The sequence below is a fragment of the Rhizobium sp. BK251 genome, assembly GCF_004345245.1.
Taxonomy (GTDB): domain Bacteria; phylum Pseudomonadota; class Alphaproteobacteria; order Rhizobiales; family Rhizobiaceae; genus Rhizobium.
Window position 1 is genome coordinate 45,692 of sequence record NZ_SLUQ01000008.1, and the last position, 20,107, is coordinate 65,798.

A 20,107-nucleotide genomic window follows, 5' to 3' on the forward strand; every position below is an offset into this window, starting at 1 on the left:
CCGGATATTGCCATGCATCGCTTGAAGCTTTCGATCGCCACCACCGACTACGATCATTTTCGAGATTTCCGTCTCGGCACGGTCAATGCCGAGGGCATAGACCACGTCTGGTCCATGCTCAGTCACCACGAGATCTTCGCCCGCTTCACATTCAACCGCGAATGGGACGTGGCCGAGCTTTCCTTTGCGAAATTCATGGCGCAGGTGAGCCGCCCGGACAGCGACATCATCGGCCTGCCGATCATCTGCTCGCGGCTCTTCCGGTTTTCATCCTTCTACGTCAACAAGGCGGCCGGCATCAAAACCGTGTCGGACCTCAAGGGCAAGCGCGTCGGCGTGCCGGAATGGGCGCATTCCGCTGCCGTCTACATGCGCGGCTGGATGCATAATGAGGCCGGCGTCAAGCTGCAGGACGTGCAGTGGGTGCAGGCGGGCGCCAACGCGCCGGGCCGCATCGAGAAGGTGGAACTGAAGCTTCCCGAAGGCGTCGAGATCCGCCGTATCGCCGACAAGTCGCTCTCGGAGATGCTGGCATCGGGCGAGATCGATTGTGCCATCATCGCCCGTCCCCCGACCTGCTTCATCGAGGAGGACCCGCGCGTCGAGCGCCTCATTCCGGACTTCCTCGAGCGTGAAGAGGACTACTACAAGACGACCGGCGTCTGGCCGATCATGCATATCATCGCCGTGAAGAAGCGGATTCTCGACGAAAATCCGTGGGTGGCGCGCAACCTCTACAATGCCTTCGAGGAATCGAAGCGCCGCAGCCTGGAGCGCCTCTTCGATCCGGCCGTGTCACGTTATCCGCTCGCCTGGCTGCCGATCTATGCCCGCAGGATGCGCGACCTCTTCGGCGCCGATCCTTTCCCGTTCGGCATCGACAAGAACCGGCCGACCTTCGAGCAGATGCTGCTCTACACCTATCAGCAGGGCATTGCCGAGCGGCACATGACGCCGGAGGAGATCTTCCCGCCTGGCATCATGACCAAGGTCGTCGTGTGAGGCGGCGATGAGCGATCAAGCCGCATTGCAGGAACTCGTGTACGCAAATCGCATACTGGCGCATGAAAGGGTGCTGGATGCCTTCGGGCATGTGAGCATCCGCGGAAGCGAGACCGGCTATCACATTTCCCGATCGCGCAGCCCGGAGTTGGTGGCGCTGGAGGACATCCAGCACTACGATGCGGATTCCGGTATCATCGGCTCCGACATGCGCGGCGGCTACATGGAGCGGATCATCCACGGCGCCATCTACAAGAGGCGCCCGGACGTGCGTGCCGTCTGCCACTTCCATTCGCCGTCGATCATGCCCTTCTGCGTCACCGGCAGGCCGTGGGTCCCCGTTACCCATGTGGGGGCGACAGTCGGGGCGACGGTGCCGTTCTGGGACGAGCAGGCGGAGTTCGGCGATACCGACATGCTGGTCTCGACGCCGGAGCAGGGAGCCTCCCTGGCAGAGGCCCTCGGTGGGCATTCCGCGGTGCTGCTGCGCAATCATGGAGCCGTTGTCGTCGGTGGAACGGTGCGCGAGCTCGTCATGCGCAGCATCCAGCTTTGCCGCAATGCCGATGTGCTTCTGCAATCCATGGTAATCGGCGAACCGCGGCCGCTGACACATGGCGAAGTCACGCTTTCGGGAGTCAAGAATCTCGATCCGCGCGTCCTCGAACGGGTCTGGGACTATCACTTCACCCGCGCCGGACTCTGATCCGACATCGATCATATGCAACCTGCCGGCCCTGACCGCCGGCGGGTTTTGTGATAGTCATGCTGGTTCATCGTTCGGAAAGGGAGTGAGGATTCCGTGCGCATCCGCCAGCTTGAATCATTTGTCTCGGTCTGCGAACTCGGCAGCATCACACAGGCGGCCGCCGCCTTGAATATCGTGCAGCCGGCGCTTGGTGCGCAGATCAATGCCCTGGAAGAGGAACTTGGCGTGCAGCTCTTCGAGCGCGGCCGGCGCGGCACGAAGGTCACTCCCGCCGGCATCTATTTCCTCGGCGAGGCCAGGAAGATGCTGGAGCATGTCTCGGACGTGAAGAAGACAATCAAGACCTTCGTGCCGAACGAGAAGGAGCACCTTTCGGTTGGGCTGACCGCGAGCCTCTCGGCGATGCTGGCCGGCGCGCTCGCGCAGGATCTCAGCCATCTTTCGCGTTCCGTATCGGTCCAGGTCGTGGAGGACATGAGCCATGTGCTGGGCGAGCGCGTTGCCCGCGGCGACCTCGATTTTGCGCTTGCCTTCAACGTGCCGGATCACAAGGCCATACGGAAGCAGCCGATGCTGCAGGAGTCGGTATTTTTCATAACCAGTCCGAACTCGCCGTTCGGGCATGACAAGCCGATCGATATGGCAGAGCTGGCCAAGGCCACCTTCGTCATCCCGACCGAGAAGGGCCAGATCATTCACCTCCTGAAGGAGGCCATGCATCAGTTCGGGCTTCCGCTCAACGTCGCTTTCCAGATCGAATCGATGGATGCGATCAAGGGGCTCATTACCGACGGGACGGCATGCGCGGTTCTTCCCTTCGGAACCGTCGCCCGCGAGGTCAAGGCCGGTGCGCTCATTGCAAGGCGCATCGTCAACCCTCCCTTGCGCCGGACGCTTTTCCTGCTGCAGCCGTCGAACCGGTTGCAGACCGATGCGACGCGACACGCCCAGGCGACCATCGAACGGTCCGTTTCAAGGCTCGCCGAAAGCCCCGCCTTTGAAGGCCTCGGTTGAGAATTGTAGGAGGCGGTACTTTCCCAACGCCAAGGACTGATTGCACGGCTCTATCCGTGCGCGTCCTTGTGGCCGGTTGCCCATACGCACATGCCTTATTCAAGGCTGTGGCCGAAATATCTGCGGTCTTGTTGTCTGAAAGGTCTTTCTGCCCCGCCGTCGCAATCGATCAGAACGATGTCGGCCGGTGCGCTTATTCCAATCCCGTGGCTTCGCCCCATCAGCCGCGACGCCGCGCTTCCCGAGGGCCATGTCTACATCGGCCGTGACCGCGGCCGACGTCCAGACCCCACCATCTTCTTCAAAAATAGCGTCCACGCGGATGTCGATCTGCGCAAGCTCCTGCCGGAACTTCGCGCAGTTTTCCCAATGGGTAGTCGCGCGCCGGCCGTTCAGATGGCCTCTATGCGCAAGGATGAATGTGGCGAGACAGACCGAGCGAGGTGTCGGCATCGCCCTGCCATCTCTTCAAGAAATCAAAGCAGCACGGTCGATTGTGCGGCCAGGATGGCGCTGTCGCCACCGGATACGATCGCCGTATCCGGCCCGTTCGTCCAACATGACTCGACAAGTGCGAAGGCGGTGCGTCGCCACTGCGACAAAACGCACATTTCGCTAATGATGGTATTATTGTATGTGAGATTGAATGCATTCAATTTCTGAAAGGAATTGGTCAATGACGAACGACTGGGTAGATTGGTTCCCTATAGTCTTCCTTCCGTTGAAGCTTCTCGTGTTAGGCACGGGCATGTTCTTCGCCATCAAGTGGCATCGCGATCAAGCGAAGAAGAAATAGCGAAACCAGCGGAGCGTAAGCGCCCGCCGAACACACCCTTAACGCCTCAGATTAGTTGGCCGATATCCAGTGATGCGACAGCAATTCCCCGATGCGGCTATTGGGCAGCGTCGGCAGGCGGGTCGGCGAGCGTTCCCTCGCAGATGCTGCATCGGTCGACGATGCAGGCCTTGTCGAGGTGGATATGGCTGTCGACGAAGCCTCCGCAGGCAAAGGCACCGCCCGCATCGACGGTTTAGATTGCCCCGCAGCGCAATCCGTGGCCGATCAAGGCGATCCTTTCGCCCTGGACTGCGATGTCTACAAGGTCTTCGACGGCCTCAAGGCGGGCATTGCGGATCAGGAGGTCGAAGACAGGTGTGCTCATCGTCAAATACCGATCGCTCCGCCATCGCTGCGGGGATCATGCGCGCCCTCGATGAGTCCATCCGCGCCGATCCGGACGATGCCTGCCTGGCCGGCGAGCTGGCTGAATGCGTCGATGGTGCTTACCTCGTGTCCCATCGCCGAAAGGCGCGCAGCAAGCGCCTCTCCGGCATTGGCCTCGAGCTTCAGGCTGTCGCGGCTGTCGGAGAAGGTCCGGCCGAGCAGGAAACGCGGCTGAGACAGGGCCGCAAGCGGATCGAGCCCGTGATCGATCAGCAGGGAAATCAGCAGCGCCAGCGTCTGCGGCTGGCCGTCGGCGCCCTGCGTACCATAGATGAGATGCGGGCGGCCATCCTTCAGCGCCATGCCGGGGTTGAGTGTGTAGAAGGGCCGCTTGCCCGGCTTGAGGCAGTTCGGGCTTTCCGGATCGAGACCGAAGGCCGCGCCGCGGTTTTGCCAGAGAATGCCGGTGCCGCCGGCCACGACGCCGCTGCCCCAGTCGAAATAGATGCTCTGCAGCATCGAAACGCTCCGTCCCTCGGCATCGGTCGCGGCGAGAAAGGCGGTATCCCCCTTGCGGGACGGCCGGGGCCAAGGCAGGGCGCGGTCCGGGTCGATCGCCTGCGCCTTTGCGGCGAGCCGTGCGGGATCGAGTAGGCGGCTGGTATCGACCTCGGCAAAATGAGGGTCAGCGATAGCCGGGCGGTCGAGAAAGCCCTGTTTCACGGCTTCGACCAGACGGTGGTAGAAATCGGCGCCGCGATAGTCGAAATCCGCCATCCCGAACTGGGCGAGGACGCCCATGATGCCGAGCGTCGTTGCGCCCTGCGTTGGCGGCGGCGGTGCGAGCAAGGTCATGCCGCGATAGGCAAGCGAGAGCGGCTGCTCAATACGCGTGCCGGTCCTGGCGAGATCGCCGACGTTCAGAGGAGAACCGGCTGCCTGGAGACCGGTCGCGATGCGGGCGGCCAAGGCCCCCTCGTAGAATTCGCGCGCTCCATTTTCGGCGATGGCGCGTAGCGAAGCGGGCGCAGAAGTGCGGGTAGAGCACCGAAAGTGCCGCACCCGATGCGACCACAGCCTCGATCGCGTTGCCGCCCCGCCGCAAAACCTTCGCGCCGGCTTCGCTGGCGAGCCAGTGCGGTGCCGTGACCATTGCGGTGCCGGAGGTCGCGTTCGCAGTCGGGCTCTGTCGGGTTGCGCTTTGCATCAGCGGATCACGGCACCATTTTCGGCAACGAGCTTGCCCGCCTTGAAGACCTTGCGGCCCTTCGGCGTCGCAACGACCGCCTCGGGTACGTGGGCGGCCTGGAGCGTGACGAAGTCGGCCCTCGCGCCGATCTCGATACTGTACCCCTCGAGGCGGAGCGCCTTGGCGCCTGCTGCCGTCACGACGTCGAAGGCCGCCTGTAGCTCCTCGTCGGTATAGAAACCGGAGCGATAGCCGATGATCTCGGCCCGGCGCAGCATGTCGCCGTCGCCATAGGGCCACCAGGAATCGCGAATGTTGTCGCTGCCGCTGAAGACCGTAACTCCGGCCCTGCGAAGCAGAGCCACTGGCGGGAAATTGTGGTTGCCGGGCGCGTTGGTCATGATCGAGACACCGCTTGCGGCGATCAGGTCGGCCGCCTTGCGGGCCGCATCCTGGGCGAGATCGCCGAGCCCGTAGGCATGGCTCACGGCAACGTGGCCGCCCATGCCGAGCGCGGCCGTCCGTGCGCAGATTTCCTCGATGGTGAAGAGGCCGAGCGTGCCGGCATCATGCAGATGGATGTCGATATCGACCCCGTGTCTTTCCGCCACGCCGAAGACGACGTCGAGATGACCTTTGACATCGCGGTCGAAGCTGCCCGGATCGAGCCCGCCGACCAGATCGGCGCCGAGCCTGACCGCCTCATCGAGCAGCTCCGGCGTGCCGGGGCTTTTCAGGATGCCGCTTTGCGGGAAGGCGACGAGCTGGATATCGATGAGATCTCGGTATTCATCGCGCACCTTGAGAATTGTCTCCAGCGATCTCAGGCCGACGGATCCGTCGACCATTACATGGCTGCGCATCTGCGTCGAGCCGTTGGCGATGCAGAGATCGAGCTGGTTTCGGGCACGTTCGTCCATCGGCGCGGCCTGCGCAATGTTTTCTGCCTGGAAGGCAACGCGTTCATGCACGTCGAAGCCGTTGGTGCAGGGCTTGTGTGGAATCCAGGCGTCGCCATAGAAGCTCGTGTCGAGGTGAATATGGCCCTCGACAAAGCCGGGCACGACCAGCGCGCCGGCGAGGTCGACGGTCCTGCCCGCGGGTGCCGACGAGCCGGCAGGTTCGATCGACACGATCCTGCCGCCGGATACGCCGATTTCTTTCTGCGAGCCGTCCGCCAGCTTTGCACGGGTGAAAACTGTTTCGATGCTGACCACTGCCGTTCCCTTTCACGTCGATGTTGCCCGGCCGGCGGCAATCGAGCCGGCCCGGGCGACACGCAACCATCATGCCGATACCTTCGCGGAAACCAACATGCCGACAATGCCGGGACTGCATCAAGGGCAACAAATCCTGCCCTGCGACCGCGCGCCACCGTGAAGGGTGGGGCGGCATCCGTGGTTCGCATTCGGCGCGTCAGTGGAGGAGATTGCTTTTGGCTCGGCCGCCCGGCTTAGCCGGCTGTCGCGGGTTCGGCTGCGTCCGGCTGTGCGGATCGATCGTGGCGAGAGTGGTGGTCGACGCTGCCGTCCCAGATCTGCAGTGAAATCTGCAGCGCCTTCAGCAGGTTCCGCATCTCCTCGTCGTGCTTGCGGGGATTCCCGTAGTCGTCCCCGATCTGCGCGAGACGTTCCAGGATGCGGTTGCTGACGAGGCCGAGCTCATGGTCTGTCGAGACATCGTCGAGTGCCTCCAGGATTGCCGTGCCCCTGCCGCCGCCGCCCTTGTGGCCGGGGGGTCGATCCTTCCGCGGTCTCCAGAGGCTCGCGCTTGCGACGATCGCGCCACCGACGACGAGCGTTCCGGCCCAGAGCAGCGAAAGGTCGAGCGATGCCGTCGTGAACAGGGCCACCAACAGCGCCCCGACGAAGGGCTCGACGTAGGAAAACGCGCCCAGCGCCTGGATATCGCCTCGCTTGAGACCGTGATCCCAGAAGTAGATGGCGAGGCCCATCGGCAGGCATCCGAGCGCGGCCATGGCGAGCCATTCCCCGCCGGTCGGCTGTACCCATTCCTCGAGGGAAAGATGCGCAATGCCGGAAACGAGCGCGGAAGCCGCGTAGAACATGCCGAGAGCCGAGGAGGGAACCTCCTGGAAGGTCCTGGTGAGAACCGAATACAGCCCCCAGAGCGCGGCCGCCAGGCCGATCAGGGAAAGGTAGAATGGCGCGTCAGCCGTATAGGACTCGCTGCCGCCCGTGTCGATGAGGCTGATGACACCGGCCAGACCCATCATCGCGCCGGCGACGTGCCACCAGCGCAGCCGCTCACCCGGCAGGAACGCAGAGCCGAGCACGATCATGAGCGGTGTCGTCCCCTGCAAGAGTGCGGCGGCCGCGGGCGGGGCCTTCTGCGTCGCGTAATAGATGCAGGCGTGGTAGCCGACGAGCGAGACGACCGTCAGCAGCCATACCTTGAGCGGCAGTCGGAAAGCGAGCAGGGGATGCGTGCGCGTCACCAGCCACACGAAGGGCGACATCGCGGCAGCCGCGAAGAACGCGATCATGACCGTCTGCAGGGGTGGAATGCCCGTCGTATAGGTGACAAGCGTCGTCTCGGTCGCCCAGAGGACCACCCCAATCGCGCCTATGAGGGACGCGACCAGGCGGCCCGAGAAACGCGCAGACATCGCCGTTACGCTCCTCTATTCACCCAGCTGGACGATGTCATCGGCGTAGAAGCCGTTGAAGTGCGTACGCATCGACAGGCTATAGGCACCCATCATGCCGATCTCGATCCAATCGCCTTCCCTGATGTCGTCGGGCAGGGTGAAGGGAGCGCCCAGCACATCATTGGAATCGCAGGTGGGGCCGTAGACCTTGAAATCGACGGGTGAACCGGCGGCGCGCATGTCGCTCCTGACGAGCCGCGTCGGCCGGCGCTCCTTGGGGTGGCCAAGTTCCTGGAGGGTTCCGAAGACGCCGTCGTTGATGAAGATGTTCCGGCCCCTGCGCATCACGACCTGCACGACGGTCGTTCCCGCTGTCGCAACGAGCGCGCGGCCCGGCTCGCAAAGGACGATGCAGCCGCGCGGCAGCTCGATCGCCCTGATTGCCCGCACGATGTTGCCGAAATAATGTTCCTGCCCGGCGATGTTGTCGCCCGGATAGGGGGCCGGAAACCCACCGCCGACATTGAGCACGCTGAGCGGCACGTTCGCCTTGCGCGCGACCTTGCCGGCAAGTTCGACGGCGGCTGCGAAAGCGCCCGGCGCCAGGCATTGGGAGCCGACATGGAAGGAGATTCCCGCCCTGATACCCCGCTCGTGAATGGTCTTCAACATTTCCGCCGCATTGTCGGGCTGCGCACCGAACTTCGTGGACAGGACGTAGCGGGCATCGGCAGGGCGGGTCGCAAGGCGTACGGCGATCACCAGATCGTCGCGCGCGCCGGTTTCGGCGATGATCTTGTCGATCTCCTCGGCGCAGTCGGCCGTATAGAAGCGGATGCCGTGGTCCTGGCTGGCGGCGCGTATGGCGGGGCGGGTCTTGGCAGGGTTATTGAAGAACTGGCCCGCCGCCTTGCCGAAGATGCCGTCGATCAGCCGCACTTCATCGAGCGAGGCGACGTCGAAATCCGTAATGCCGGCGCGATAGAGCGTCTCGAGCACGAAGGGATGGGGATTGCATTTGACGGCATAGAGGGGGCGGCCCGGGAATGACTGGAAGCTCTTGGCGGCCTCGCGAAGTGTTGCCGGCGAGATGCAGAAGACGGGCTCCGTGGGTTGCATCTCCGCAATGACGGCATCGACGTTGCGATAGCTCCTGAGCGGCGCGCCGATATGGCGGGCTCTTTCCAGTGCGGGCATGGCGTCGTGAACGCGTGCCTGAAGTTCGCGTGCGGATAGATTCGGCTCGCCGATGGCGGCCGTTGCTGCCTGACCAGTCATTATTTTCTTCCTGCTTGAGTTTTCTTCTTCTGAGTCGTCGTCCCGTTGGGCGCGGCGTCTGCATCCCAGTGGTCGATGAAGCTCGTGAGTTCCGTCGCGGTGACCGGCTTGCTGAAGTAAAAGCCCTGAAGCTGGTCGCAGCCTTCCTTGGTCAGGAAGGTGGCCTGTTCTATCGTTTCCACACCTTCTGCCGTCGTGACCATGTTCAGGCTCTGCCCGAGGCTGATCACCGACTTCACGATCGCTCCGGACTTTTCCTTGCTGCTCATGTCGCCGATGAACGACTTGTCGATCTTGATCTTGTCGAACGGGAACGAGTTGAGATAGCCGAGGGATGAATACCCGGTGCCGAAGTCGTCCATGGCGATCTTCACGCCGATATTCTTGAGGGCATTGAGGATTTCGATCGCCGCGGTCGCATCGTTGATGAGGACGCTCTCGGTGATCTCAAGTTCCAGGCGCGACGGATCGAGCCCGGTGCGCGAAAGCACGCCCTTCACCGTATCGATCAGTTCGCGGCTGCGGAACTGGACCGGCGAGAGGTTTACGGCGACACGCAACTGCGGCCACTGCAGCGCCTGGCGGCAGGCCGTTTCCAGGACCCATTCGCCGATGCCGGTGATGAGCCCTGTTTCCTCGGCGAGCGTGATGAACTCCCCGGGAGATACGAGGCCGCGGGTCGGATGACGCCAGCGCACGAGCGCCTCCACAGCGGCAACGGCCCGGGTTTCGATGTCGATCAGCGGCTGATAGTGGACTTCCAGCTCATCCTTGAGCACGGCCTGGCGCAGGTCGTATTCCAGCGCCTTGCGGGCCTGAAGCTCGAGGTCCATCTGGGCCTCGAAGATCTTGAAGGTCGCACGGCCCGCCTGTTTTGCGCGGTAGAGGGCAATGTCGGCATTCTTCAGCAGTCGTTCCGGGTCGCTGTCGAGGGCGTCGGCAATGGCGATACCGACGCTGACACCGATATGGAGGTCCTGTCCGTCAATGTGGAACGGTGCCTTGACGACATCGATCAGCTTGCGGCTCAGCTGCTCGGCTTCGAAGGGCTGATGCACGCCCACCTGGATGATCGCGAACTCGTCGCCGCCAAGACGGGCGACGGTGTCGCTGGTGCGGACGCAGCCGAGCAGCCTGCTGGAGAGCTGCTGCAGCAGCACGTCGCCGGCGCCATGGCCGAGCGTGTCGTTGATTTCCTTGAAGTGGTCGAGATCGAGGCAGATGACGGCGACGCGCGAGGTTTCGCTGGCATTGCCGGCAAGCGCCACGTTCAACCGTTCGCGGAAGAGCAGGCGGTTCGGAAGGCCGGTGAGTGCGTCATGAAGCGCAAGATGCGTTGCCCGCTGCTGCGCCTCGACCTCTTCGGTAATGTCGGTTGCTGTACCGCGGAAACCGAGGAAGTCTCCCTGCGTGCCCATGATCGGGCGTCCGGCAAGGCGGCAGATGCGGGTCTGGCCGGCTGCATCGCGATAGTAGCACTTGATGTCGCGGAAGGAGGCACGCTCGTGGGTTTCCTCGATGAGGCGGCGCCATCCGTCCGAATCGGTGTCGCTCGAGAAGAACTGCTCGAGGGTCTTGCCCAGTACGTTTGCGGCGGCGATGCCCGTCATCTCGGTGAAGCGTGCGGAGAAATAGACCAGCCTGAGGTTGGGGTCACTTTCCCAGATCCAGTCCGATGAGGCCTCTGCGACATCCTTGAACCTGGCTTCGCTCTCCTTGAGCGTCTGCGCATAGGCCTCGACCGTCCTGGCGGATTCCTCCAGGGCGCGGGTGGAGCGGCGGGCGCCGCGGACGACCAGAACCGAAAAGGCGGCGAGGAAGATGATCGCGACGGCCAGCGGGGGCAGGATGAAGCGCAGCAATTGATAGCCGGGTTTCGCCGGTGTCCAGGTGATCGAGCCGAGGTATATGCGATCCTGCGCCAGCAGGGGGATCGAGGCCTCGGCGCTCGTCGGGTTTTCCGGCATGATCGCCAGCCCGGAAAGAAGGTAGTCGCGCGCTATGCCGTCGAGGAACTTCTGGTTCAGCTTCTTGGCAAAGACGAGCATCGACAGGTCCTTTGAACGGACGGTCGATCTTTCGATGGAGGGCGGAAGGATGCTCGTGGCGGCAACGATGAAGACATCCTGGCCGGATTTGATGAGGCTCGTAACCGGATCGGTCTGTATGGAAGCAACGTGCAGCAGGTCCCTCAATCCGCGCGGCATGACCTGAAAGGCATCGACCTTCGTCGGAACGCCCTCGATGACCGCGTAGACCGTGTTCCCGCCCGGATCGATCGCGAAGGCCATCTCGTAGCCAAGGCCTTCATAGATGTTGGCGCCGACGTTGCCGTCGGTCGCCGCCCATTCGGTATCCACCTTTTCATGAAGGTTCTTGTAGACGTCTTCCCACACCGCGTAGTCGCGCAGGTTTCGCGAGACCTCCCTCGCCTTTACCTGGAGGGCCGTGGTGGCGAGCTTCGTGGAGGCCTCCACCTCCAGCTTGTTCTGGCCGCTGGCCGAGGCCAGTACGAAACCCAGCACAACCGCGATCGCGATGACCACGATACTGGCCATCGGCAGAATGATATGCCGGGTAAATGTTTCGCCAGACAATGTCAGACCGGTCGATTTGACAGTGTTCATGATAGCCCCGCCCCCGTTTTTGTAGGGCGAAATTATGTCTCCAAGTACAAACTATAGGTTAAATTTTATCGTTCCCTGCTAACACGGTTAACCGGAGCTTACAATTAACGGCTATTTTCTGCTGCTAATAATTGTATTTTTAGATATCGTATGCTCTGTGCTTGTTGTTCTCTTATGGCGGCGTGCAGCAGTCATCGGCCGTAGTATTCGTTGGAACATCCGGCAGGCTTGCCGTTCTACGGTGACAGGCGGTTATTGCCGACCGGCGGGTCTTCGCGATGCTCTCGCACGAGGCGGAATGCGACGAGAGGCAGCGGACACAATATTGCGGACGGCCTTGCTTCACGGCGCGCGTCTTCATACGTATAGGGGACCGGCATGTATGCGGCACGTGCCGGGCACTGGAAGCCTCGCAAGACGAAGTGCCGCACGCCATCAGGGTGAAGCATGGATATCGATAGGATTTTGCGGTCGGTGGTGGCCGTCCGTTCGTCAATTCCCGAGGATGCATTCACTGCCACGACATTGGGCACCCGCCGGGAGGGCAGCGGAGTCGTCATTCGCGAGGATGGGCTCGTGCTCACGATCGGCTACCTCATCACCGAGGCCGAGGAGGTGTGGCTCACCCGCAACGACGGGCGCATCGTTCCGGCCCATGCGCTGGCCTATGACCAGGAAACCGGCTTCGGCCTCGTCCAGGCTCTCGGTTCGCTCGGCGTGCCGGCCATCTCGCTTGGCCAGGCCAGCAGGGCGGAGGTCGGCGATCCCGTCGTTATCGCCGATGGGATCGGGCAGTTCGTCGAAGCAAATATCGTCGCCAAGCAGGAATTTGCCGGCTACTGGGAATATCTTCTGGACGAGGCGATTTTCATCGCTCCGGCGCATCCTTCATGGGGTGGCGCGGCTCTTGTCGGGGAAGATGGCAGGCTTCTCGGTGTCGGTTCCCTCAGGCTGCAGATGAGCCAGAACGGCGAGGTCGCCGATATCAACATGGTGGTGCCGATCGACCTCCTTCCGCCCATTCTTGATGACCTGTTGACCCGCGGACGCGTCAACAGGCCGCCGCGTCCGTGGCTCGGAGCTTTCTCGGCGGAGAGCAACGGGGAAGTCGTGGTGATGAGTGTTGCCGAAGGCAGTCCGGCCGCCGAGGCGGGCCTGCGCCAGGGCGATGTGATCTCCGAGATCCGCGATCGCGAGGTTGACGGTCTTGCCGATTTCTACCGCAAGGTCTGGGGCAGCGGTCCCGCCGGCGCCGAGATCCCGCTCCGCGTGCTGCGCAACGGCCGCGAGGCCTGGCTGCGAGTCAAATCAGCCGATCGCAATAGTTTTCTAAGAAGGCCGCCCCTTCAGTAGGCGCCCCCCCGTTTTCCATTGAAGATTGCAGGATTTCGCTCCCACGACCTCGAGAGGGTGCGTAATGCCGTTTCTTTCCCCACGAAATATTTGCGCTGTCCATGCTGCACTGCGGCATTGTTTCCAAACGGGAATCAGGCGCGGCGGACTGTAGCCTCGTTAAGCTAGGCTACAACCAGCGCGCTGGAAGTGAAAATCACGGTTGAAAGTAACATGCCGGACTGCCATGCTAGGTGGTGGCGTCAGAAGACGAAGGGCGCTAGGGCGCCGGATTGTGTCTCTTCGAGACACGGAACCGGCCGCCAAGACGGATGTATTCGCCGTATCTAATACGGCGGGCGCAATGAACATAATCCGGCTCCGATATCGCACGGCCGTTATCGAACGAGCCGCTCAATCCTGTCGAAAAGGTCGGGCCTCGGCTTAAGCCTGGGCTTGGACGGGCCATATCCTCCCGCATGGTCCGCGCTCCTTTCGGCAGAGTAGTTGAAGGATCCTGCCGCGTGCCCATTCCCCCCACGAATCCGCCTTCCACCTTTCTTGCGGCCTTGCTGACCTCCTTGCGCAAGGTCTTTCTCAGCCTCGGTGCGACCAGCGCGGTCATCAATATCCTGGCTCTCACAGGCTCGCTCTTCATGCTTCAGGTCTACGACCGGGTCATCCCCGGCCGCAGCCTTCCGACCCTGGCGGTGCTCGCGATACTCGCCGCCACCATGTACGCCTTCCAGGGCGTGCTCGAACTCCTGCGTTCCATGCTGCTTGCCCGTATCGGTGTCTCGCTCGACGAGCGACTGAGCGGGCGCGTGTTCGCCTCGCTGGTCCAGCTGCCGTCACGGATGCAGGCGAAGGGCGACGGACTGCAGGCGGTCCGCGATCTCGACCAGGTGCGTTCGTTCCTTTCGGGCTCGGGCCCGACCGCGCTCTTCGACCTGCCCTGGATACCGGTCTATATCGGCCTCTGCTTTCTCTTCCATTTCTGGATCGGCGTTACCGCTCTCTGCGGCGCCATCCTGCTTGTCGCGCTGACGATACTTGCCGAGATCAGCTCCCAAGGGCCGGCGCGGGATGTCGCCAAATATTCATCCGCCCGGCTCGGCATGGCGGAGGGAGCGCGGCGAAACTGGGAGGCCGTGGCCGCAATGGGCTTTTCCGGCCGGCTTGCCGAAAGGTGGGCGACCCTGAACCAGGACTATCTCGGAAGGCAGCTCGCGGCGGCCAATATCATCGGGACGCTGACGACCATCTCCAAGGTGCTGCGCATGATGATCCAGTCCGGGGTGCTCGCCGTTGGCGCGATCCTCGTCATCAGGCAGGAGGCGACGGGCGGCATCATGATCGCGAGCTCGATCCTGATCAGCCGCGCGCTGGCTCCTGTCGAACTCGCCATCGCCAATTGGAAGGGCTTCGTTTCCGCCCGGCAGAGCTGGTCGCGCATCGTCAGGTTGCTGGAGCTCACCCCGACGGGACAGTGGGGTGTCGCACTTCCAAAGCCCGAAGGGCATCTCGCAGTCGAGAATGTGAGCCTGGCATCGCCGGGCAGCCGGGAGCTTATCCTGCGCAACATTTCCTTCAGGATATCGGCCGGCGCGGTGCTCGGGGTGGTCGGACCCAGCGCCTCGGGCAAGTCCTCGCTCGCGCGTGCGATCACCGGACTGTGGCCGATCACGATCGGTGCGATACGGCTCGATCGTGCAACGCTCTCTCAGTGGGATCCCGCCGATCTTGGCCGGCATATCGGCTACCTGCCACAGGATGTCAGCCTGTTCGACGGCACGATTTCGGAGAATATCGCGCGCTTCGACGAGCATGCGCCGTCGGCTGCGATCATCGCGGCGGCAAAATCGGCCGGCGTCTACGAGATGATCGTTGAGCTGCCGGATGGCTTCGACACGGTGATCGGTGAGGCGGGCACCAAGCTCTCGGCCGGCCAGAGGCAGCGCATCGCGCTTGCCCGCGCGCTCTATGGCAATCCCTTCCTCGTCGTGCTCGACGAGCCGAATTCGAACCTCGACGCCGAGGGGGAGGCGGCGCTGACCCAGGCGCTGCTGGCCGTACGCGCCCGTCGCGGCATCGCCATCGTCGTCGCGCACCGGCCGAGCGCTCTTGCGGCGGCCGACCAGGTGCTGGTCCTCGCCAATGGCAAGGCCCAGGCCTTCGGACCTAAGGAGGAGGTTCTCGGAAAGGCAATGCGCTCGGCGCCCGGACCAATTCGCCTGATGATCGGCAACGAGGAGGTCAGTTCATGACCGGGGAAAGCATCTCCGCAACTGATCGCGCGATCCGGCGACTTTCGGTGCTGGCGCTCGCCACCATCCTGATGCTGGTTGGCGTCATGGGCGGGCTCGCCGCGACGACAAGCATTTCCGGCGCGGTCATTGCTTCCGGCAGCCTTGTCGTCGACAGCTATGTGAAATCGGTCCAGCACCTGAAGGGCGGAATCGTCGGCGAGATACGCGTCAAGAACGGCGACCGGATCGAGGCGGGGCAGGTCCTCATCCGGCTGGACGACACCCAGACGAAGGCAAGCCTCCAGATTATACGCAAGCGGCTCAACGAACTTGCCGCCAGGACTGCGCGGCTCGTGGCCGAGCGCGATGGCGCCGCCGCCATAGCCTTTCCGCCCGATCTGGTCGCAGCGACCGACGACAGCGAAATCGCCAATGTGATATCGGGCGAGCGCCGCCTCTTCGATGATCGCGCGGCCTCGCGTCTTGGCAGGAAATCGCAGCTCAAGCAGCGCATCGAGCAGCTTGGCCAGGAGAGCGAGGGACTTGCAGCCCAGGAGCAGGGCAAGCGTGTCGAGATCGGCCTTGTGGAAAAGGAGCTCTCAAGCCTGCTGCGCTTGCATGAGCAGGGGATCGTGCCTGCGACGCGGGTCTACGCCCTTCAGCGCGAGGCAGCAAACCTCAACGGCGAGCTCGGCAATCTCGTTTCCTCGATCGCACAGGCAAAGGGGCGAGTGAGCGAAACGGAGCTGCAGATCATCCAGATCGACGACGATCAGAGTGCGGAGGTTTCCGATCAGCTGCGGCAGGCGGAAAGCGATGCGGGCCAGCTTTCCGAGCGGCTGGTGGCGGCCGAGGACGACCTGAAGCGGATCGATATCCGCGCTCCGCAGTCAGGCGTCGTCAATCAACTCAATGTCCACGCCGCCGGCGCCGTCATCGAGCCGGGCCAGACGATCCTGCAGATCGTGCCGGACAGCGATGCGCTCGTCGCCGAGATCAAGCTTGCGCCGCAGGACATCGATCAGGTCGGCGTCGGCCAGGCGGTGATGCTGCGCTTCTCGGCCTTCAACCAGCGCGACACGCCGGAGCTGAACGGCCACATCACCAAGGTGTCGGCCGATCTGGCGACCGACCAGCGCTCGGGCCTCAGCTACTACCTGGTTCGGGCCACCGTCGACGACGGAGAATGGAACAGGCTGGGCAAGCTCACGCTCGTTCCGGGCATGCCCGTGGAGGCTTTCGTCCAGACCGGCGAAAGAACCGTTCTCGGATATCTGACCAAGCCGGTCGTCGATCAGGTGGCCCGCGCCTTCAGGGAGCAATAGGACAAAAAAATCGGGCGGTGGCAGCAGCCATCGCCCGATCGTGTCTTCATGGCTAGCGCCGACTAGATGTGCCAGTCGGTCCCATGGTTTGCCGCGCTTGCGGCATGGGAGGCCGCGGTCGCTGCGGCATCACCCAGCGAATAGGCCTTGATATAGTCTACCTTGAGCTCCGCCCCGTCCTTCATGTCGGCATTCGGGGCGCCGGCCACGCCGCCGACGGCGAGGTTGACCAGCATGTACATGGGCTTGTGCATGTCCGAAGGTGTGTCGGCGCGGGCTACTGCGACGTCATCGAAATACCAGACGATCTGGTCCTCGTCCCACAATACACCATACTTGTGGAAGCCGTCGGTGCTGGCGACCTTCACGGGTGTCGATGTCAGGGTGTGTTGACCCGTTTCGTTGGTGTGAACCGTTACGTGAACCGTGTTCGGGTCCTGTCCGCGCATTTCCACCACATCGAGTTCCGGCGGCCAGGTGCCGTCTTCCGGAAGCAGCCAGAATGCCGGCCACGCGCCCTGGTCGTCCGGCATGTCGGCCCTGATTTCGAAATAACCGTACTGCTGGGCGAAGGAGGCATGGGTCGTCAGCATGCCGGACGTGTAGGCATGTCCATCCACCTGCCACTTGATGGCATCCGGCGTCGGCTGCGCCTTGATGGTCAGAACTCCGTTCGAGACCGAGAAGGGATTGGCCGAGGCCGTCGGCGCGTAGGACGGGTTGATGTACCACTGCAACTCGCTATTGCCCGGAAGCGTGCTGCCCTTTTCCGGAGCCCACCAGAACTTCGACTCCCAGGTACCCTTCGTGCCGTTCCAAAGTGAAAGCGAATTGAAGTCGTCCGAGAAAGTCTGGGTCAGTGTGGAGCGGTCGAGGTTGAGCTCGAACTGATCGGCGTGGAGATCGCCGACCGTCTTGTTTGCGAAGACGAGGCTCTCGCCGCCGCCAAGATCGAGGCGCAGATTGGCGCCTTCCTGCTTCGCATGGCTGACGATGTCGTTGAAGGAGGTAAGACCGTATTGATTGAGCCTGACCTTGTCGTCGCGACCGAAATCCGTGATCAGGTCGCTGCCATTGCCCTTCGTGAAGATGAAGGTATCGGCTCCCGCCCCGCCCGTCAGGACGTCGTTGCCTTTGCCGCCGTCGATCGTCTGGCTGCCTGCGGCACCGGAGATGATGTTGTCGGCGCTGTTGCCGAAGGCGTGGCGCCCGGCGCCCGTTACGTTGAGGTTTTCGAAGTGTTCGGGAAGCGTGTAGTCCATCCAGGTTTCGATGGTATCGACACCGGCGCTGGCCTTCTCCGTGGCCTTGTTGATGCTTGAATAAAGGTAATAAATATCGTCGCCGGTACCACCGACCATGTTCACATTGACCGCACTGTCGCCCCACATGGAATCATTGCCTGCTGTTCCATTGAGGGTCGGACCGGAGCCGGTAGCCGAAAACCATGCCGTCGAGGTGTCGCTGTAATAAAGAGTTTGTCCCAGGGCATTCTGTATTGTCTTTGGCATTTGAAAAAGACCTCTTGGAGTTGTGTTGAAAAATTCCTCTCTTGGAATATGTGTTCCCCCAACTCCTTGAACCATAACACCTAGGCGGGAAGGTGGCAGGGTGATGAAACTTCTATTTACATCACAGGCGCAATTGGCACCGAAAACAGCCGTTTTTCGGGGTTTAAAGGGCAGTGCCGTAAGATTTTGGGTTTTGTGACGGGCTCTGCCGTAATCGCCGAGGTTGCGTCGGCGAATCAGTGGGCCGGTCTTGCAAGCCTCGCCGGATGACGCCTATCGGAAGTCGCCGAGCAACTGGAGAACAGGCCGGTCCATGGCGGGTCGCTTCAGAAAATCGATCAGCGCGCGCAACTTCAGCGGAACCCTTCGCCTGTCCGGATAGTAGAGCATGAGCCCGGGAAAAGACGGGCTCCAGTCCGGCAGGAGGCGGACAAGGCGACCCTGTTCGATGAAGCGCTCGATATAGCCGTTGATCATGTAGGCAATGCCAAGCCCATCGAGGGCGGCCTGAACGAGCGCGGAGGAATCGTTGATCGTCAGCCTGCCGTCGACCGCGAGTTCGAACTCTTCATTGCCCTTGGCGAACGCCCAGCGCTCGATCTGGCCGGTGGTCACGTGCCGGAAGGTGATGCACTCGTGGCCGAGCAGGTCGCGCGGATGCACTGGCATGCCATGGGCTTCGACATATTCGGGAGAGGCGATGATATGGGCGGATATCGGCGGCCCGATGGTGACGCCCACCATGTCCTTCTCGACAAGGTCGCCGAAACGGATGCCGGCATCGAAGCCGCGCCCGACGATGTCGATCAGCGTGTTCTCCACGGAAATCTCCAGCCTCACCTGCGGGTGGGCCGCCAGGAAGGCTTTCATCACCGGCTGCAGGACGATCAGGAAAGCGGCACGGGGTACATTGAGGCGCAGAAGACCGGAGGGTTCCTCGCCATCCTCGCCCAGCTCGTCGACTGCCCCGAGAATCGTATCGATCGAAGGCGATATCATCTCGAAGTAGCGGCCGCCGGCCTCTGTGAGACTGATGCTCCGCGTCGTCCTGTTGAAGAGGACAAGGCCCAGACGCTCTTCCAACGTGCGGATGGACTGGCTGACGGCAGAAGGCGAGACGCCCAGACGGACCGCGGCGGCGGTGAAGCCCTTCTCCTGCGCGACCGTCACGAAGGTGATAAGGCCGTCTAGCTGGTCCTGGCGCACGCTTGCTCCGCCTGGCTATTGAACAGAATCTCTTAAATATACCTCTTCAATTATCCAGATGCGGAGCATAAGTCCATGCGACCGGCGCCATTCCACGATCTTGTGAAGTCACTCGGCGGACTTGTGAATGTGGCGCCGCAGATCGAGAATGAATGGGCAGGGTCGTGATGGAAGTCCCGTTCCCGAGTGAAGCGCGCATATCGAATTTTGGCAAGTTGTGATAAATTTCGCTGGCGCGGCTACTTGTCCGCGAAGGGTCTTGAGACGTCTCCGCCCTGCGGGACGCAAGCAAACAGCCGGAGGGGACAATGCGTTTTGGTGCATTCGGTTTGCGCGTGTTCTGTGCGCTCGGTCTTTTCACGGGCGCTGCTCTCGCGCAGCAGCCCACGCAGCAGCAGCGGGACGACATCAGGGCGGCGTGCCGTTCGGATTTCATGGCGCAATGCTCGGGGGTTTCACCTGGCGGGATCGAGGCATTCAACTGCCTGCAGCAGCACAACGCCTCGCTTTCGGCCGCATGCAAGAAGGCCGTCTCGGCAATCAGCGCCAAGCCGAAATCGACATCTGCCGAGCCTTCCGCGCCAGCGGCAACGCAGTCCGATGCGGCGACGACAGGTAGCGCTCCGGCGGACACAGCCGCGCCCGCAGCAGCAGCTGCCGCCGCCACACCCGCACCTGCTCCCACCCCGCATCCGATGCCGGAGTTTACGCCGCGCGAGGAACTCATCATCCTGCGCGAGGCCTGCGGGCCCGATTTTCGCAGCCTGTGCGGAACCGTGCCGCTGGGTGGTGGGCGCGGAATTGCCTGCCTGAGGGAGAAGCTCTCACGCGCTTCGCCGACATGCCAGAAGGTTTTGACCACGGGGCTCTGACGGCCGGCGTTGCCTGG

16 protein-coding genes and 1 pseudogene are annotated in these 20,107 nt (G+C 62.6%); 9 read left to right on the top strand and 8 right to left on the bottom strand.

Going from position 1 to position 20,107, the window contains the following annotated elements:
* Nucleotides 1-12: 12 nt before the first annotated feature.
* From EV286_RS20865 to EV286_RS20880, 4 genes are all read left to right on the top strand, one after another.
* Nucleotides 13-1,002 (top strand): ABC transporter substrate-binding protein, encoded by a 990-nt coding sequence (locus EV286_RS20865; protein ID WP_132959089.1) that lies wholly within the window; start codon nucleotides 13-15, stop codon nucleotides 1,000-1,002.
* Nucleotides 1,003-1,009: 7 nt separating this feature from the next.
* Complete coding sequence (locus tag EV286_RS20870) at nucleotides 1,010-1,708, top strand: class II aldolase/adducin family protein (RefSeq protein WP_132959090.1); 699 nt, start codon at nucleotides 1,010-1,012, stop codon at nucleotides 1,706-1,708.
* A gap of 96 nt (nucleotides 1,709-1,804) precedes the next feature.
* On the top strand, nucleotides 1,805-2,725 hold the full coding sequence (locus EV286_RS20875; RefSeq protein WP_132959091.1) for a LysR family transcriptional regulator: 921 nt from the start codon (nucleotides 1,805-1,807) through the stop codon (nucleotides 2,723-2,725).
* A gap of 177 nt (nucleotides 2,726-2,902) precedes the next feature.
* Nucleotides 2,903-3,388, top strand: coding sequence for a hypothetical protein (locus EV286_RS20880; protein ID WP_132959092.1), 486 nt, complete (start codon nucleotides 2,903-2,905; stop codon nucleotides 3,386-3,388).
* Between the two features lie 368 nt (nucleotides 3,389-3,756).
* On the opposite strand, the gene EV286_RS32770 is transcribed toward EV286_RS20880, so the two are convergent.
* From EV286_RS32770 to EV286_RS20890, 3 genes and pseudogenes are all read right to left on the bottom strand, one after another.
* Complete coding sequence (locus EV286_RS32770; RefSeq protein ID WP_281041098.1) at nucleotides 3,757-3,888, bottom strand: hypothetical protein; 132 nt, start codon at nucleotides 3,886-3,888, stop codon at nucleotides 3,757-3,759.
* Nucleotides 3,889-3,890: 2 nt separating this feature from the next.
* Nucleotides 3,891-5,097: pseudogene (locus EV286_RS20885) on the bottom strand (gamma-glutamyltransferase).
* Complete coding sequence (locus EV286_RS20890) at nucleotides 5,097-6,296, bottom strand: amidohydrolase family protein (protein WP_132959093.1); 1,200 nt, start codon at nucleotides 6,294-6,296, stop codon at nucleotides 5,097-5,099. The pseudogene EV286_RS20885 and the gene EV286_RS20890 overlap by 1 nt, the downstream one beginning before the upstream one ends.
* On the opposite strand from EV286_RS20890, the gene EV286_RS32065 reads away from it, so the two are divergent.
* Nucleotides 6,286-6,459, top strand: a complete 174-nt coding sequence (locus tag EV286_RS32065) for a hypothetical protein (RefSeq protein WP_165932906.1) — start codon at nucleotides 6,286-6,288, stop codon at nucleotides 6,457-6,459. The two genes, EV286_RS20890 and EV286_RS32065, sit on opposite strands and share 11 nt — an antisense overlap.
* 73 nt (nucleotides 6,460-6,532) lie before the next feature.
* Here the strand turns inward: EV286_RS32065 and EV286_RS20895 are convergent, their stop codons facing one another.
* Genes EV286_RS20895 through EV286_RS20905 form a run of 3 tightly spaced genes read right to left on the bottom strand, consistent with a single transcriptional unit; the run spans nucleotide 6,533 to nucleotide 11,595 of the window.
* Nucleotides 6,533-7,708 carry a DMT family transporter gene (locus EV286_RS20895; RefSeq protein WP_132959094.1) on the bottom strand — a complete coding sequence of 392 codons (1,176 nt, stop codon included), beginning with the start codon at nucleotides 7,706-7,708 and terminating at the stop codon, nucleotides 6,533-6,535.
* A gap of 15 nt (nucleotides 7,709-7,723) precedes the next feature.
* The gene (locus EV286_RS20900; protein WP_132959095.1) at nucleotides 7,724-8,968 is read right to left on the bottom strand and encodes a type III PLP-dependent enzyme; all 1,245 of its coding nucleotides are present in this window, start codon (nucleotides 8,966-8,968) and stop codon (nucleotides 7,724-7,726) included.
* Entirely contained in the window at nucleotides 8,968-11,595 is a 2,628-nt protein-coding gene (locus EV286_RS20905; RefSeq protein WP_132959096.1) for an EAL domain-containing protein, read from the bottom strand. The genes EV286_RS20900 and EV286_RS20905 overlap by 1 nt, the downstream gene beginning before the upstream one ends.
* Before the next feature lie 447 nt (nucleotides 11,596-12,042).
* On the opposite strand from EV286_RS20905, the gene EV286_RS20910 reads away from it, so the two are divergent.
* From EV286_RS20910 to EV286_RS20920, 3 genes are all read left to right on the top strand, one after another.
* Entirely contained in the window at nucleotides 12,043-12,948 is a 906-nt protein-coding gene (locus tag EV286_RS20910) for a S1C family serine protease (protein WP_132959097.1), read from the top strand.
* 503 nt (nucleotides 12,949-13,451) lie between these two features.
* On the top strand, nucleotides 13,452-15,194 hold the full coding sequence (locus EV286_RS20915) for a type I secretion system permease/ATPase (RefSeq protein ID WP_245500782.1): 1,743 nt from the start codon (nucleotides 13,452-13,454) through the stop codon (nucleotides 15,192-15,194).
* Complete coding sequence (locus EV286_RS20920; protein ID WP_132959099.1) at nucleotides 15,191-16,501, top strand: HlyD family type I secretion periplasmic adaptor subunit; 1,311 nt, start codon at nucleotides 15,191-15,193, stop codon at nucleotides 16,499-16,501. Before EV286_RS20915 ends, EV286_RS20920 begins: the two co-directional genes overlap by 4 nt.
* Before the next feature lie 62 nt (nucleotides 16,502-16,563).
* Here EV286_RS20920 and EV286_RS20925 read toward each other — a convergent pair whose 3' ends face one another.
* Nucleotides 16,564-18,012 carry a family 16 glycosylhydrolase gene (locus EV286_RS20925; RefSeq protein ID WP_132959100.1) on the bottom strand — a complete coding sequence of 483 codons (1,449 nt, stop codon included), beginning with the start codon at nucleotides 18,010-18,012 and terminating at the stop codon, nucleotides 16,564-16,566.
* Nucleotides 18,013-18,285: 273 nt separating this feature from the next.
* Nucleotides 18,286-19,218 (bottom strand): LysR family transcriptional regulator, encoded by a 933-nt coding sequence (locus tag EV286_RS20930; RefSeq protein WP_132959101.1) that lies wholly within the window; start codon nucleotides 19,216-19,218, stop codon nucleotides 18,286-18,288.
* A 308-nt stretch (nucleotides 19,219-19,526) separates the two neighbouring features.
* Here EV286_RS20930 and EV286_RS20935 point away from each other — a divergent pair, with 308 nt between their 5' ends.
* Nucleotides 19,527-20,090 carry a hypothetical protein gene (locus EV286_RS20935; RefSeq protein ID WP_132959102.1) on the top strand — a complete coding sequence of 188 codons (564 nt, stop codon included), beginning with the start codon at nucleotides 19,527-19,529 and terminating at the stop codon, nucleotides 20,088-20,090.
* The last annotated feature ends 17 nt before the right edge of the window (nucleotides 20,091-20,107 follow it).